Origin of the sequence: Cupriavidus yeoncheonensis, from assembly GCF_905397275.1 — a bacterium.
Taxonomy (GTDB): Bacteria; Pseudomonadota; Gammaproteobacteria; order Burkholderiales; family Burkholderiaceae; genus Cupriavidus; species Cupriavidus yeoncheonensis.
This window is the reverse complement of the sequence record NZ_CAJPUY010000001.1, coordinates 251,076-265,551: the sequence shown is the minus strand read 5'-3', so window position 1 is coordinate 265,551 and position 14,476 is coordinate 251,076. Positions and strand designations below refer to the sequence as shown.

Genomic DNA, 14,476 nt, shown 5'->3' with positions numbered 1-14,476 from the left:
AGCTGGCGGCTAGTCGTTGGCGTCGCCGGAGATGTGGTCGATCTCGTGCTTCGCGGCTGTGTAGGCGGCTTCGATCGCGCCGTCTTCCGATGCCGCGAGCGCCCCGGCGTTATGTCGATGCCCGTGTCCACGGATGACAAACGACCAGTCCCATTGCCCGTCGGGTGCCTTGATCGGCTGAATCGAGATTTCCCGGCTCTTGTATCGAAATTCCATGGCGGCCTCCCGGTGTCCGAGGCATCGTAGCATGAAGATCCTGACCACCGGGGGCGCTGAAGGCGACTCCGGCATCCTGCTCCGACTGCGGAAAGGGACCGCGGCGAGCCGGCGCCTGCGTGCTTCAGATCGACAGCTGCTGTGCCTTGACTTTCTTCCCCAGGACGGCCATTGCGATCAGCCCGAGGGACGGCGTGAAGACCATCGAAAAGGCCAGCCAGACCGCAACGGAGCGACCCAGAATGTGGGCGAGCAGGCCAATCGCGAAAGAACAAAGCAGCCAGATAGCAACGGCAAGCATGATGGTGATGGGAGCGAGTTTGTTACCACGTCAGTATGGAAAACCGGCGCAAACCCATTTGATCCCAGGTGACATCCGCTTTGCGGTTCGGGACAGTCGGGATAAACCCGATAAACCCCATTTGCGCCCCATGCACGTTGGTGAGTCGCTCACGTGGCTTTAGCCCCCGCGTCCGCTTGTCGGACGGCGACCGATACCAGCGCGGTGTTCCAGGGCCGACACTATCTCCACGGACTAAAGGAGACAGCCATGGCCAGCAAGAACATCCACGTCGTGCCTACCTACAATGGCTGGGCTGTCCAGCTCGAAGGCGGATCCGGAAACGAGCAGCGTTTCACCTGTCAGCAACACGCCATCGCAACCGGCACGGAAAAGGCAAAACGGGCAAAGGTCGAGCTCCTGATCCACGGCCGGGATGGACAGATCCATGAGAGGAATTCGTTTGGCCAGGACACGCCCGACGTCCAAGGGTGACGGCTGGGCCGCTTCAGGGAAGCTGTAAGGACAGGACGACGCCCGGTATGGCGGCTGGCGAACATAACCGGCGCCTGTCGCCGGACCCTGCGCGCCAGGGCGACGTACAATTTCCGCCAGACGGGTCCCGCCGTACGGGCCTCGATATCGACGTTATGGCACCGGCACCCACCGCGGGGAGCGCGCAGGCCGTCGAATATCTCGCGAAGCGCCGCGCCGGGGTCATCTACCCGCCTTCGTCAGTCGATGGTGATCGCTATGAAAAAGCTGGTTTGGATCGCGGCACTCGCCGCGGCCACATCCGCAGGCGCCGAGGACGCCTATGTGTATCCGTTCGATGATATGAGGGTCGGGGAAACGGTCCGGACCCCGTTCCCCACGGTGCTATACCTGCACAAGAAGTGCGACCTGCCTTTGGTCGGCGCCGACCATATGCGCTTCTACGCGGCATACCACGGTGCCTGGGACACGGGTTGCTGGGTGAGGAATCTCCGCGGCGATGCGGTGATCGTCGTGCCGAAAATGCCAACCAGGACGATTCCTCTCGATGCACTCGCCCGCGCGGATGTCCAGAAGGACGGCACGATGACCATCAAGGCAATGCCTGCCCGCGGGCGCTAGGTGGTGCGATTGTCAGGCGATACGCTGCTGCGCTAATACCTAGGTCCGCCCTGCCACCGGTCCCTGTCACCGTAGTCCCGATGGTCGTCCCGATTTCCGTGATCGTGATCGTGGTATCGACCATCGCCACTATAGTATCCGCCGTCTCGGTGCCCATCCCGGTCGGGAGCTACAACGCAGCCACTGAGCAATGCTGTGAAAGCGGTAAGCAGCACAAGAATGGTTTTCATAAGACGCTCCTGTCTGATCCTCGTCCTCTTTCCAGCATATGCAGTGGATTTTCGGGAGGATGTAGGACAGGTGTTCTGCAGCGGTGAGGCGCTTTCCTACAGCGGTGCACACGCGATTCATTGAAACTCCCAAATGGGGGTGTCATTAAACGCACATGCCGGAGAAAATGAAGCGGTCGTGAGGTGGCCCCTCTCGGCAAATCCCTGCCGCCCGCCTCGTGCGGGCTTTTTTTGTCGGACGGCGCACGATCCTGGGTGTCGAGTTCTTCGGGCACCCTTCTTCATTGATTTGCGAGGGTGCGAAGTGTCCTTTCGCGGTTACCGGTTACCGCTGACCTCCGCGACGTTGCATGCACAGCAAGGTCATCGCCACGCAGCACACCAGGTCAAGCTTCATTCTCGAATTTCATACTGACGGACAAAGCATCAATCAAGGGGCAAGAAGCCTCATTGCCATGGGTGTGGCATTGCCCGATGAGATGTTCCAGTTCCGCCTGCAACCGCCGCAAATCCTTCAGTCGCTGCTCCACAAGACCAAGCTTTTGTTCGGCCAGTGCGCGGGCCGTGCTGCACGAGCCACCATCGTTCTGTCGCAGCAGTACCCGGACTTCATCCAGGGTGAACCCGAGCGACTGAGCCCGGCGAATGAAATGAAGGCGCTGCAAGCTCTGTTGCGAATAATGCCGAATGGCCCCATAGGCACGCTCCGGCACCGGTAGCAGCCCGCACCGCTGGTAGTAGCGCACCGTCTCCACGCCAACACCAGCCGCCTTGGCCAGCTTGCCGATCGTTAGCGTCTGCTCCATCGCTTGACTCCGTACCTTGGTACGGAACTAGGCTATGCATAAACCCCACATTGGGAAAGGGCCGATTGCATTTCGGAGTGCAACTTGGGGGCCAGGAACCATGGTGAGCGCCGTCAAGCTGCAGTCAATCATCACCTGCCCCAAGTGCGCGCATGCCAAGGAAGAAACCATGCCGCTGGACGCCTGCCTCTGGCGCTATGAGTGCGAGCACTGCCACATGGTGCTGAGGCCAAAGGCCGGGGATTGCTGCGTCTTCTGTTCGTATGGCACCGAACGGTGCCCGCCCATGCAGCAGGAATCTTGCTTGGGCTGTTCGCCGCCGGCCGGGAGTCTTTACTGAATCGCATCACTCACGCAGGGCGTCGCCCGCTATGCGTCGTGGGAAACTTAGAAAAAGACATCATGCAACCGCGAATCATTCGCGTACTGCCCGCGGGACAGGGTTGGGCACTGGAGTTCGGCGGCCTCGATATGAAGCCCGATATGTTTCCGACCATGGAAGCGGCGATCGCCGCGGGATGGCTAATGGCCAGGCGGGAAAACGCTGAATTGCATATACACCGCCACGACGGGAATTTGCGCTTGCGCACCCCCTGCGGTGACAAGCAAGAGGGACCACTGCGGCCATACTGGCCGCCTGGCTAGGCGATTCTGGACTATCGCAAGGTGATGCACCGGCTTATGTCGACGGGCGCATGGCGGCGAGATTTGCGACCGCCGGCGAGAGAAAGGTGAAAGGGACTCGCTGATGATCTTCCGAATTGGAATCCCATCTTCCCAAAGCCGTAACAGGATCGCTGAAATAAAAACAGCCGCTTGATAAGCGGCTGTTTTTAAAACAAATTCTTGGGGTGGCTGATGGGACTCGAACCCACGACGACAGGAATCACAATCCGGCCGCGAAAGTCATTTTTCCCGTTCTGAATCAAGGCATTAGGTTGCCAAATTTCCCACGCTGCGCAACCTGCCCTCTAGCTCCCATGCGGGTTGGCGGGGGGCCGTGGGAAAAATTCACGCCTCAGAGCCCCCCAACCTGGACCAGTCAAGCTGCCCGGAGCGGGATCAAGCGCCGGACCTGACACTGGCTGAAGGGACGCAGCTGACACCTGTATATCCATACAGTAAACTCAAGCATTCACGGGAGGGCACGTGACTGCGGTACTGTATATACATACAGTATACTCTAGAGGCGACGCCATGCTCCCCGAACCCGCCAACTGCCCCCTCTGCTCGGCCGCTGCTGACCGAATGAGAGCCCCTCCACGTGGCTTCCGCTACACCTGCCCCGCTTGCGGCACGTTCCACATAGCCAGCAATGCCCTCGGTTGCCGACAGGACGGCTTAAGCTCGGGACGACATCCGCCGCCTCCGCGGTTACGGACACATGCCGCACATCGAGGTCTCGCGTGACGGCATGCGCATAGTCCCTGGGAGGCCTTCTGGGAAACGCCCCACAGGAAAGTAGTGGTCGAATGCGAGGCGTGGCGAATGAAAAAAAATCCCTTCGAGGGCCGCTACAAAGAGCCTCTCACCGATGAGCAGTTGCGAGAAATGTGGCACCGGAACCGTTCTCCGGAGGTCCGGGCCCTGCTGTGGGAAATCGCGCGCCTGCAGTCCATCGTGCGCCGCGCCTGGCAGTTTCAGTCGTGCTTTCCAAAGGCCGAATACCACACAGCCAACGCGCAATCTATGATCCTATGGCACCTACGCAATGAGATGAGCATAGAGCCTTACTTGCATGGCGAGGTGAAGGTCGACACCCCATCCGTGCCGCTTGACGACCACGAGGTCGTCGCAAACTTCTGGTCTGCCGGACGAGCAGCGCGCCGGCGCCGGAATGGCTAAACATGAGGAGAGCCACGATCTGCAGCGGCTATGCCCCAAGCGTCCGGTGTCAGTTGCTGCGCGATGTCTTCGGCGTCGACCCGCCGCCCTCAGAATGGAAACCCGAGGCCTGGCCGGACTACGCCGCGCCAATCGTGCGACCCGACAGCGACGGCCGGCGCGAGAGCGTGCCCTTGTGCGGGCTCTTTTTGTCAGAACAGCACTCAGTACGGCGCCCCTGCCACTGATGCCAGGCAGTTGCATTTTCGCTACAGCGCAGGCTCATAAGACGTTCACGAAGCTTGGAAACGTCACCACTGTGCCACCATCGGACTCCAGTCAAGATCCACATGGAGGATTCGAGGTGCTAAAGGTTTTTCTCAGCTACGCCAAAGAGGATTTCAACAGCGTCAAACCCTTCTATGATTATCTTCAGGCGTTGGGACTGGATCCTTGGATGGATTCAGAAAAATTATTGCCCGGGCAACGCTGGGAACGTGAAATTGAAAAGGCACTCAACGCGGCCAATGTTGTTATCGTATTCATTAGTCCCAATTCCGTTTCCAAGCGCTCCTTCGTGACGCGGGAAGCAAACACTGCAGTATCTAATCTTCGGTACAAGAAACAAGACGATATTTACCTAATCCCCATCCTCCTTGAGCCCTGCGAAGTACCGGAGAGCATCTCCGAGCATGCACAATATATCGACCTAAATACAGCAGCCGCACGCGAAAAAGTCGTCTCCGCACTATTCAAAGCCGCGGAACAACAGAAAATTGCGATCATAAACGGAGTCAATCATGGTCCATACATCGTATTCCCAAAGCAAGTCCAAGAACAAGTGGCGGGACGGCCGGGCCATGATGTGGTGATTGACTATCCAGAATTCCAGTCGACATCGGAACCCGGTGTCGCTGAGTCCTTAAGCGCTCTATTTTCCGGAAGAGCACATACGCTACTAATGCAGAAGCGTACAGCACCATGGGATGTACGCCCCGACCTCCATCCAGAGGTGGACGATTCTGAGCTTAATGACTTCCACGCAAACGGAAGATGGGATGGCTATCGAATTGCATTAGCAACCGAACATATCTTAAGCATCTCGTATTCATGCAGCTGGTATGGTGCTGGCGCCGCGCATTCTAATCAATTTTCTGAAGCGTTCAATTTCAGGATCAAGGATGGAAAAGCCTACCCATTCAAATTGACCGATCTATTTTCAGATCACGACGCCGCGCTAGAAATTATAAGTGACCAAAGTAGAAAATCGATAGCCAAGGAATACTGGGAGCAATGCGGTCAAGAAATAACAAAGGATGAATGGTGGGCGCAACAATTTCTCGATGCCACTGCACCAACCACTGAGAACTTCGAAACGTTCACTGTAGAAGACGGAAATAAGCTCAGCTTCTACTTTGCTCCATACCGCGTCGCCGCTTACTCCTTCGGAACGTGGGTCGTGGACGTTTCCTTCTATGACCTGAGGGGATTAATGAAGCAAGGGCCCGGCGCCCCCCTCTTCCCCTAATTTGGCGATGGCTAGGCGGCCACAGCATTCCAGTGCTTGGCCGCGCAGTCGCCAAACCCATCAACCGGGATCCTGTCACCCAGTCCTGCCAGGCATCACAGTCTGCCGCCACAGAGGCATCTGGGCACCGTCCATGGGCACGGCCAGCGCACTCTCGAACAGAGCACCCCACTCCGTGCACTGGCCCAGCGAGCGCTCGCGCGACAGGAGCAAGATCAAGCGGCCCGGGGAGGTACCGCAGAAGAGGTTTCGGCGGTAGCCATCCGACTAAACAATTTTGTTGATATATAAGCAAAATTGTTTATAATGAACCCATGTTCAACGGATTCGGGAGGGCGAGTGAAGCAGAGCGAGTTCAAACGGTGGCTCGCTGAACAGGGGGCGACTTTCAAGGACGGCAGCAAGCACCTGAAGGTCTACCTGAACGGCAAACAAACCACCCTGCCCCGGCACCCAAGCCACGAAATAGGCGAAGGGCTCAGACGGCAGATACTCAAGCAACTCGGCATCAAATGAAGGGCGGCCCCGCAAGGGGCTTTCCCGGCTTCGCCCTCACCTTACTTGCTAGGAGACTGCATTGCTGCGATACCCTGTACGAATCGAACCCGATGGTGACGGGTTCCTGGCCACCTTCCGCGACATCCCGGAGGCAGCCACCGGCGCCCCAACGCGCGAAGAAGCGCTCGATCTAGCCGAAGACGCGCTGGTCACTGCGATGGATTTTTACTTTGAGGATCAGCGTCAGGTGCCACTACCCTCTGCCGCGGAGCCTGGCGAGGATCTGGTGGGGCTACCTGTCAGCCTTTCAGCCAAGGTGCTGCTCTTGAATGAGATGCTGGCGCAGCGGATCACTCAAGCCGATCTCGCGAGGCGCATGCATCTGAAGCCGCAGGAGGTGACCCGCATCGTCGACGTGCACCACGCCACGAAGATCGACACGCTGGCCGACGCGTTCGCAGCGCTCGGCCGGCGTTTGGAACTGAGCATCGCTTAGCGCTTGTGTGTTCCTAGCCGCTCTGGGATACTGCCGTTGCCGATTCGTCGGCAGGCCCGCCGTAATACTGACCCCTCGAAGAGTCTAGTGTTGCACCAGCGGGCCTTTTGCTTTTCTGCCTTACGACCTCCCCCGGCTGGCTTCAATGATCGCCAGCGCCATCGCTTCGCCCACCTCGGGCGGAACACGGTAGATCGCGGCGATCCCGCGCATGCGCTGCACCGCCTGGTGGATCTCGGCCGGCGTGTTCGGCACCGGCAGATACGCTGCCAGTTTCAGGCGCTCATACAGCAGATCCATCAGTTCGTTGTCGAGCGATTCAACAAGCTGCTCGTTGGTCGGCAAAGGCAATTCCTACTCCAAATTAAAAAGGCGCCCGAAGGCGCCTTCTGGTTCAACCTTCAAGCGAGATTAGGACGCCTTGAAGTAGCCCAGCACCAGCGCATCGGTGCTATTGGTGGTCGGAACCCAAGTAACGTTGGTGCTATTGACGGTCGGGGTCAGCGTCAGCGTTTTGGTGTCGATGCCAGTCTTGATACCGGCCATCGTAATAACTACGGCCCCGCTCGTCGCAGTAATCGAGTAGCCGGAGCATTCGGTCGTTGCCGTAGGCGCCGCCTTGAGGCCGTAACCGGTCCAATCGTCCACCGTCGTAGAGAATGAACCGTTCGTCTGCGCATAAAGTGCGACTGCCAGCTTAATCGGCTCAGCGCATGCAGCAACCTTCGACAGCTTCGACTTAACCGTGTAGTCCTGATACTGAGGGATTGCAACTGCCGCCAGGATACCGATGATCGCAACCACGATCATCAGTTCGATCAGCGTGAAGCCCTTTTGTACCCGCTTTCCCATCCGCGCTTTATTCAGCATGACATGACCCCTAAAGTTTTTAGCGTTACGCAGCGAATTGCTGCTGCGGAGCTGTTGAGCATGAGGCGTGCCAGGTACCTCGAATGAGGTAGAGCGAACGAAAAGTGACAAAATTTGTCACCCGAAGTCCCACCCCGGGGCATTGAGGTGACAATTTTTGTCACCCAACGCGTAGGCTGGAGGTGACAAGAATTGTCACCTCATAAAGCACAATTTCAATCAGAAGTTAGTAAAACCTAAATCAGCGCCGCCTCAGCCTCGCGCCGGAGTACCAGCCCGCGCAGCACCCGCCCGCCGCCGCGGTTCCACTTCCGGATCTCGGCGGGCACGTCGTCCCACCGACCAGCGTTCACGCGCTTGCGCAGCGTGCTCACCTTCAGGTTGCCAGCACCGAGGTTGAACGTCCAATCGATCAGCGCGGCCAGGCGTTCTGGCGTGTCGACAGCCGGGCAGAGCTTCAGCACGGCCGGCAGATAGACGGTGCGTACCATCCACAGCAGCATGTACTCGGCCTGCCGCTGATCGATCGCAGAGTCGTGCAGCGTGACCCGGGTGCCGTCAGGGTAGTAGGTCGCCCCGTATCCGATCGACGGTACGCCGGCCGGGCACAGGTAGGGGACCAAGTACAGGCCCTCGAAGCGCCTGGCCAGCGCAGCCGCCACCTCGCACGCCAGCGTGTGGAAGTCCTTTGGTGCGGCGGGTTGCGGCGCCACCGACTCGGATTCGAGCGCCTGCGGGGCAGCCACGGGCTCGGGCACTGTCGGCCGTATGAGCCCGAGGAACCATGCGACAAGCGTCATGCCCTGCCCCGATTCGCCAGCACGCGTACGGCGAAGAAGAAACCGAGGATCACGCCAACCAGCTCACGGTCCCACTCACCCATCTTGAAGCCAGCCTCATGCAGCGCGAAGCACCACAGGCCGAGCGCGATGGTGGCTGCCGCAGGCCGAACAATGCCATTCCAAAGGTCGACGAACCAGATGCCGGTCGGCTTGATCGCGGCGACGACAGCTTGGCCCCATGCTGCTGAGTCGCTGCGCGCGAGATCCGCTTCGGCTTGCACGTTGATCGTCTTCACGCCGAGCTCGGCCTGCAGACGGATGGCCGCCAAGTTGCGCTCGTGCGCAGCGGCGTCCAGATCGCCTTGCAGTCGCATGCGTTCGATCTCGTGCTTCTGCTCTTGATGGGCGGTCCACATCTGGCTGATTTGCTCCCAAATCAGCCGGAACGCGGAACCGCCAAGGAAGGAAAGGATTGCACTGAACACGGTGTTCTCCGGTAGTTGACGAGATGACACCGTATGTCTGGCAGCATCGCGCCGCCTGCGGGCCAATTGCGCCTATACGTCGATGAGTTCCACAGGGAGAGAGGGGGCAGCGCCTTCGATCACGCCATCACGCACGAATACCCGCCCGGACGTGATCGTGCCGCGCGCCTGCAGGAGCCCGCCGCCGGGAAGCTGAACGGTCGCCACGCCGTTCGCGGCCGACACGATGGTGCCGACCTGGAGCGGCGGGTCCGGCATCAGGTCGCGCAGGATCTTGTAGGGGTTACGCAACATGGGTTTCGACTCCAATGGTTTGCCAGACTTCCGGCATGTTCCCGTCTGCGCTGGTGCTGCGCACGAGGCCGATCCGCGACACGTCGCCGTCCACGTAGCGCACGAACTTGCCCGGCATGATGATCCCGGTTTCGGGAAGCACCGGCAGCCGCAGGGAGACGTGCGCCTGGCGCCCGGTGTCGCCGAGAATTGCCAAGCCACGCTGGCGAGCAGCGTCGGCGTGCGTGATGAGCGCATCGGTCACCATCGGCGCGAGGATGTCGCCGGCCGTGCCAGTGCGGGTCACCTGGCCGAGCACGCCCTGCCCCTCACCCGATACGAACACGCGGTTGTAGGCCGGGCGCTGCAACCACTCGATGCTCTCGCGCATGGTCACAGCCGCCGGCAGCTCGAAGTCCGGCGTCACCGAGCCCCAGTTCCACGGCGCCGTCGGGTAGCGAGCGAGAACGTTCAGCGCCTTCTGGTTCGGATGAGGCTGGATGTATGCCCCGGCCGCGCCAGCGATGGCGTTCAGCGCGGTGATGTAGCTGCCCTGGTGTGACCAGGCGCCGCTCGGTACCAGCCAGTCGGTTGCTGCCCAGTTGACGGTCCAGCCGATGCTGGTACCGTTCAGGGTCAGCGCATCGTTCATCAGTTGCTGCGCCGTGCGTGCGGCCGAGTTGCTGAAGTTCTGCACCGGTGCATATGGCGCCCCGAGGATGGCGGACTTACCATTTCCGCTCACTCGGATGGCGGCGCGGCCGAACGTGCGCTCGCGGCTGATCTTCTCGGCCAGCACGCGGTACGCGGTACCGTTGATGACCGCTTCCAGTTCGACCGGCGTGCCATCAGATCCGGCCTGCACGGCGTCCAGCGTCTCGGCCGGCAGCGAGGCGTTAAACCCCCACGTCCAGGAGTCCGCGTCGATAGTCATCGAGAGCGAGAAAGTGGGTAGTTCGACGTTGCCGTCGACCCGACGCAGCATTACGGAGTTCAGCACGATATAGACCTTTTTTACCGGGACGATCACCGTCTCGCCCGGCGGTTCCGGTTCGTCCGGCGGGCACGGGTTCACGGCGAAATTGAGTCGGATGTCGTTGCCCGCATAGTCCAGCCACGGGCAAATGAACTTCAGCAGACCGGTACCAGCGAACGGCGGTTTGGGTGGCTCCGGCGGTTTCGGGTCGACACCCCAGTGAATACGACCGGTTGCCTCCTGCCAGGGCATGCGTGTCGAGTGGTTCGTCGGCGTGCCCTGCTTCGCTGGCAGCCCCGTCGAGCGTGCGAGCAGTACAGCCTCCTGATAGCGCGAACCCTTCGACACCTTGACGTGGGCAGGGTACTCCCACCCGTCACGTACGCTTCGACGCTGTGGCACGGCGCGCTCGAAGCGGTCACCGCTCGAAACCTTTACGTGCGGCGGGTATCCCCACGCACCACTGCGGCTCGCGCGAGCGTGCGCGGCTTGCTCGAACGACACGCGATCAGTTACCCGGATGTTCGACGCTTGCTTGAACCCCGCGCCGCGGGAAGAGCGCAGCGGTACCGCTTCGTCGTAGCTCGCCCCGCGCACAGGGTGCAGGGAGGCAGCTTGCTCGAACAGACTTCCGCTCGACTTCGCCACCGGTGCCGCCTGCTCATAGGCCGCGCCGCGCGTCGACGACGGGCCGCGGAACACTGCGTTGTCGTAATTCGCGGAGATGTGAAGTGTCGGCGCCGCCTTCGTCATAACCAGTTGACCGGCGACCGGTGTTGCTGGTTGCGCGTCGCCGATCATCTGCAGCGACGGAGCAACCTTCACCATCACGAGCTGGCCGACGGTTGCTACGCCATCGGGGTTCAGCGTGAAGTTGAGGTTGACCGCGGTCCCTGCAGGCGGCGTGTATCCCCGGTGAAAGTCGAGGTTGACGTTGCTCACGAATCCACCAGGGTTGCGAGAGAGATCGAGAACACGCCACCCTCATAGAGTTGCGTGGTCGGGCTACCGCCGGCCGCCAATTGCAGTTCGCCACTGCCGCCGGACGCCACCACATCCAGGTCGGCGACAAAGTTCCCGTCGCTGTCGGTGATGCGCGCCCACGCAGCATTGCCCGTCTTGCTGGCCAGGATTGACGAGCCGATCTGCAGCGTTAGCGTGCTGCCGGACACCGACCCGGCCGACGGATCTGCGAACAGTTGTGTGGCGAGCAACGTGTTACCGCCACCAGGTGCGGCGCCGCGTGCCGGGCGTGCGCCGCTGTAGATCAGCAGCTTGCCCGGCCCCGAGCCCGCGTCGATGGCACGCGTCAGCGCCTGGAGACGGTCGGTGATCACGCCGTTGGAAAAGGCGAGCGTCATGGTGCGATTTCCTCATAGCCGATGATCATGGCCGGAGCGCCGGCAACGAAGCGCCGTACTGCGATGTAGTCCAGATAGGCAGTGGCTGCATCGGGAGCGCGCGTGGCGCAGACGGCGACGGCCCCCGCCGGCACGCCGGAACGCGACCCCACCAGGGTGTCATTGAGCCAGCCCACGATGTTGCCGTCTGCGCCGCGCTGCACCACCACCCGCGACGAAGTGGCGGCCTGGCGCGGCGTGTAGAACAGGCCCCCACCGAGCGGAGAGTCGCCGTAGCCGATAAAAAAGGTGGCGCCGGTATTCGTGCCAGTGTTGACGAAGGTCCCGTAGGGCTGTGGGCTGGCCTGCGTGCCGCCGGCGAAGCCGAAGTTGCCGACGAACTGGCCCACCGAGTTGGTGTACGGCCAGCCTCCGCCCATCAAGGTGTTACCGAAGAAGCCGAACACCTCGTAACCCTGGTCGAACGTGGCGATGCTGCGCACCTCTCGGTACGATCCCGTGCCGACCTGCAGCACGTCGTTGCTCGCCGAAACGTTGGTCAGGTTGGGCGAGCCGACCCATTTGGCGGTATCCACCGTCGTCACCAGGAAGTCGTCGAACAACAGCGGAAACACCGCGTTGCCGGTATTGCTGGTCTGCGGTGTCGCGCCGTTGTAGATCACGTAGAACGCTGCGTCGGCGGAGTCGAGGTTCTGACTGCCCAGGTTCACCCAGTAGTGGGCGACCCGGTTCGGCGCCGTGCCGGTCACGCGTTCCAGCCAATAGGGCAGCATCGTCCCCGACAAGGTAGTGAAGTTGATGTCGGCGGTGAACGTACCCTTGCCGGTGATGCTCGCCCCCGCGCTGGCCGTCGGGAAGGTCTTCAGCGGCAGCATGATGTCGGCCATCAAGGCCGTCTGCGTCGCGTAGCCATTGGTCGGATTCGTTGTGATCAGGCTCTCTCCGACGCGCAGCAGCACCGCGTGGTTCGCGCCCAACCCCACCGTCCTCGGGATCGTGATCTTGCGTCGATACTTGCCGATGGCCTCGCTCGGATAGGCGAGCGACGGCATGATCACCGGGGTGATGTTGTCCTGCACCACGGCGTTGTAAGTTTTCGTGTAGTCGCGGCCAATGACGTGGTACTTGAAATTCTCGTTGACGTTGTCGAACACGTAGTTGCCGCCGGCGTCCGACCACGTGGTCTGCACGACGCCACCCCCTTCTTCGACCAGGCGCACCCTCTCCGGGGTCGGTGTGGTGTTCACCGTGGTCTGCCCGGCAATCCGACCCCGCCCGCCCCAAGTCTGATCGGACTGCCCCATTACGCCCTTGTGCAGCTTGGTGGTGCCGAGCCCGAGCACTGGCGTGCTTGGCAGCTTCGTGTAGCCGTACAGCTTCGATACGCTGCTATAAGTACGAGCAGCCGAGACGCTGTCCGACGCGGGGGACGTAGGAGGAGTGAAGTTGGTCGTGTACTTGGCCTCCCCCTTGGTGATGAGAACCTCGTCGAGGTAGCCGTTCAGAAACTGGCTGGCTACCTGACCAAACTCCCCGCCCAGCCACAGCGGCTGCCCGCCGGAGGTCGGGGAACCGGTCTGCGTCACCGTCTGGTCGAGCACCCCACCCACGAACGTACGGAGCGTGGTGCCCTGCCTGGTGAACGCCAGGTGCACCCACTGATTCAAGGGGATGCTGATCGTCCCGGCGTTGAGGTTTTGCAGGTAGGTGGTGCTATTGCCCGAGCCGACCATCGCGCCGAGCTTGCCGCCGGCCTCGTAGGTGCAGTATTGCGGGTAGGAAGTGTTGGCGCGGCCGTCCTTGTCCACGATGCGCCCGCCAGAGGTGGTGCCGAGCAGGTACACCCAGTGCTCGACGGTGAAATCCCCTGTGAGCATATCCAACGAGGAATCATGCGGGATGGTCACGTTGCTCGTGGTGGTGCCGTTGAACAGAAACGCGCTGGAACCAAACTTCTTTTGTACCGCGCTAATCGAAGCCGTGGCCCCAAGCGTGGCGCCTCGCCGATACCGCGAAGAATCCTGTGTGTTCTCCGCGTGCATCAGCAGAATCACGTCCACGTAGTCCTGGAAGGCTGCCGCAGGCGGCGTGAACCCGGCCGTGTAGCGCGCCACGCCCACCGTGGCCCGGAAGTCATCATAGTAGGCTTCGAGGAAGGTCGACCCGGCCGTGAAGTTCGATTGTCCGAGCGTATTGAACTGCGCTTGCGCGCAATTGATTGCGCCGGAGATCGCGCCACTGCCCTTAGCCACGCCACCGACCCAGATCTGCAGCGCGGTGCCAGCGCGCGTCAGGGCGACGTGCACGAACGCTCCGGTCGGTAGATCTCCGGCCGCGCCCGTCAGCACCTGAGCACCGTTGACCGACACGTTGACCGCCCCGTTGGCCGCGCGCCAGACCAGCCAGTCCTGGTTCGCCGGCGTGGCGTCGTCCCATCTCCCGAAGATCGCGCCGTAGTCGGTGCCCTGCGACACCGGCCATACCCACGATTCGACCGTGAGATCGCCACTACCGAAGTCGAGGCCTTTGCCGGCACCGATCTTCAGGTAGTTGCCGTTGGCGCTACCGGTCTTCAGTGACGAGCCCCCGAACTTCGACTGCACAGTGCTGATCGCTGCCGTGCCCATGCAGAGTCCGCCCAACCCGCCTCGGGACAGGTCGGTAATCGTGGTGGAGCCGTTGGTGCCGTCGAAGTGCAGCAGCGCGGCAATGCTATCCTGATTCAAGTCCATTCG

Annotated in this window: 19 protein-coding genes; 9 read left to right on the top strand and 10 right to left on the bottom strand. The window is 61.1% G+C overall.

The window, feature by feature from the left end:
- Positions 1-9: 9 nt before the first annotated feature.
- A complete protein-coding gene (locus tag KHO22_RS01295; RefSeq protein WP_230426696.1) occupies positions 10-216 on the bottom strand; it encodes a hypothetical protein in 207 nt (68 codons plus the stop codon).
- A gap of 31 nt (positions 217-247) precedes the next feature.
- Here KHO22_RS01295 and KHO22_RS01290 point away from each other — a divergent pair, with 31 nt between their 5' ends.
- The 3 genes from KHO22_RS01290 to KHO22_RS01280 all read left to right on the top strand — a co-directional run bounded on the left by KHO22_RS01290 (position 248) and on the right by KHO22_RS01280 (position 1,612).
- Positions 248-589 carry a hypothetical protein gene (locus KHO22_RS01290; protein WP_211945275.1) on the top strand — a complete coding sequence of 114 codons (342 nt, stop codon included), beginning with the start codon at positions 248-250 and terminating at the stop codon, positions 587-589.
- 177 nt (positions 590-766) lie between these two features.
- A complete protein-coding gene (locus KHO22_RS01285; protein WP_211945274.1) occupies positions 767-991 on the top strand; it encodes a DUF2188 domain-containing protein in 225 nt (74 codons plus the stop codon).
- A 258-nt stretch (positions 992-1,249) separates the two neighbouring features.
- Positions 1,250-1,612, top strand: a complete 363-nt coding sequence (locus tag KHO22_RS01280) for a hypothetical protein (protein WP_211945273.1) — start codon at positions 1,250-1,252, stop codon at positions 1,610-1,612.
- A 616-nt stretch (positions 1,613-2,228) separates the two neighbouring features.
- Here the strand turns inward: KHO22_RS01280 and KHO22_RS01275 are convergent.
- Positions 2,229-2,648, bottom strand: a complete 420-nt coding sequence (locus KHO22_RS01275; protein WP_211945272.1) for a MerR family transcriptional regulator — start codon at positions 2,646-2,648, stop codon at positions 2,229-2,231.
- Between the two features lie 100 nt (positions 2,649-2,748).
- Between KHO22_RS01275 and KHO22_RS32420 the strand changes: the two genes are divergently transcribed.
- The 6 genes from KHO22_RS32420 (at position 2,749) to KHO22_RS01250 (ending at position 6,994) form a co-directional block, all read left to right on the top strand.
- Positions 2,749-2,988 (top strand): GDCCVxC domain-containing (seleno)protein, encoded by a 240-nt coding sequence (locus KHO22_RS32420; protein WP_420839567.1) that lies wholly within the window; start codon positions 2,749-2,751, stop codon positions 2,986-2,988.
- A gap of 62 nt (positions 2,989-3,050) precedes the next feature.
- The gene (locus KHO22_RS01270; protein WP_211945271.1) at positions 3,051-3,293 is read left to right on the top strand and encodes a DUF2188 domain-containing protein; all 243 of its coding nucleotides are present in this window, start codon (positions 3,051-3,053) and stop codon (positions 3,291-3,293) included.
- Positions 3,294-4,136: 843 nt separating this feature from the next.
- The gene (locus KHO22_RS01265; RefSeq protein ID WP_211945270.1) at positions 4,137-4,493 is read left to right on the top strand and encodes a hypothetical protein; all 357 of its coding nucleotides are present in this window, start codon (positions 4,137-4,139) and stop codon (positions 4,491-4,493) included.
- A 343-nt stretch (positions 4,494-4,836) separates the two neighbouring features.
- Positions 4,837-6,000, top strand: coding sequence for a TIR domain-containing protein (locus KHO22_RS01260; RefSeq protein WP_211945269.1), 1,164 nt, complete (start codon positions 4,837-4,839; stop codon positions 5,998-6,000).
- Between the two features lie 339 nt (positions 6,001-6,339).
- Positions 6,340-6,516, top strand: coding sequence for a type II toxin-antitoxin system HicA family toxin (locus KHO22_RS01255; RefSeq protein ID WP_211945268.1), 177 nt, complete (start codon positions 6,340-6,342; stop codon positions 6,514-6,516).
- 61 nt (positions 6,517-6,577) lie between these two features.
- Positions 6,578-6,994 (top strand): type II toxin-antitoxin system HicB family antitoxin, encoded by a 417-nt coding sequence (locus tag KHO22_RS01250; RefSeq protein ID WP_211945267.1) that lies wholly within the window; start codon positions 6,578-6,580, stop codon positions 6,992-6,994.
- Between the two features lie 120 nt (positions 6,995-7,114).
- Here KHO22_RS01250 and KHO22_RS01245 read toward each other — a convergent pair whose 3' ends face one another.
- The 8 genes from KHO22_RS01245 to KHO22_RS01210 form a co-directional block, all read right to left on the bottom strand.
- Positions 7,115-7,339, bottom strand: coding sequence for a hypothetical protein (locus KHO22_RS01245; protein ID WP_211945266.1), 225 nt, complete (start codon positions 7,337-7,339; stop codon positions 7,115-7,117).
- A gap of 66 nt (positions 7,340-7,405) precedes the next feature.
- Positions 7,406-7,864, bottom strand: a complete 459-nt coding sequence (locus KHO22_RS32415) for a pilin (RefSeq protein ID WP_275950833.1) — start codon at positions 7,862-7,864, stop codon at positions 7,406-7,408.
- A 236-nt stretch (positions 7,865-8,100) separates the two neighbouring features.
- Positions 8,101-8,664: a lysozyme gene (locus KHO22_RS01235; RefSeq protein WP_211945265.1), complete on the bottom strand. Its 564-nt coding sequence runs from the start codon at positions 8,662-8,664 to the stop codon at positions 8,101-8,103.
- Positions 8,661-9,131: a hypothetical protein gene (locus tag KHO22_RS01230; RefSeq protein ID WP_211945264.1), complete on the bottom strand. Its 471-nt coding sequence runs from the start codon at positions 9,129-9,131 to the stop codon at positions 8,661-8,663. Before KHO22_RS01230 ends, KHO22_RS01235 begins: the two co-directional genes overlap by 4 nt.
- Before the next feature lie 72 nt (positions 9,132-9,203).
- Positions 9,204-9,425 carry a hypothetical protein gene (locus tag KHO22_RS01225; RefSeq protein ID WP_420839566.1) on the bottom strand — a complete coding sequence of 74 codons (222 nt, stop codon included), beginning with the start codon at positions 9,423-9,425 and terminating at the stop codon, positions 9,204-9,206.
- The gene (locus KHO22_RS01220; RefSeq protein WP_211945263.1) at positions 9,415-11,322 is read right to left on the bottom strand and encodes a hypothetical protein; all 1,908 of its coding nucleotides are present in this window, start codon (positions 11,320-11,322) and stop codon (positions 9,415-9,417) included. The genes KHO22_RS01225 and KHO22_RS01220 overlap by 11 nt, the downstream gene beginning before the upstream one ends.
- Entirely contained in the window at positions 11,319-11,741 is a 423-nt protein-coding gene (locus KHO22_RS01215) for a hypothetical protein (RefSeq protein ID WP_211945262.1), read from the bottom strand. Before KHO22_RS01215 ends, KHO22_RS01220 begins: the two co-directional genes overlap by 4 nt.
- Complete coding sequence (locus KHO22_RS01210; protein ID WP_211945261.1) at positions 11,738-14,473, bottom strand: DUF2341 domain-containing protein; 2,736 nt, start codon at positions 14,471-14,473, stop codon at positions 11,738-11,740. Before KHO22_RS01210 ends, KHO22_RS01215 begins: the two co-directional genes overlap by 4 nt.
- Between the last annotated feature and the right edge of the window lie 3 nt (positions 14,474-14,476).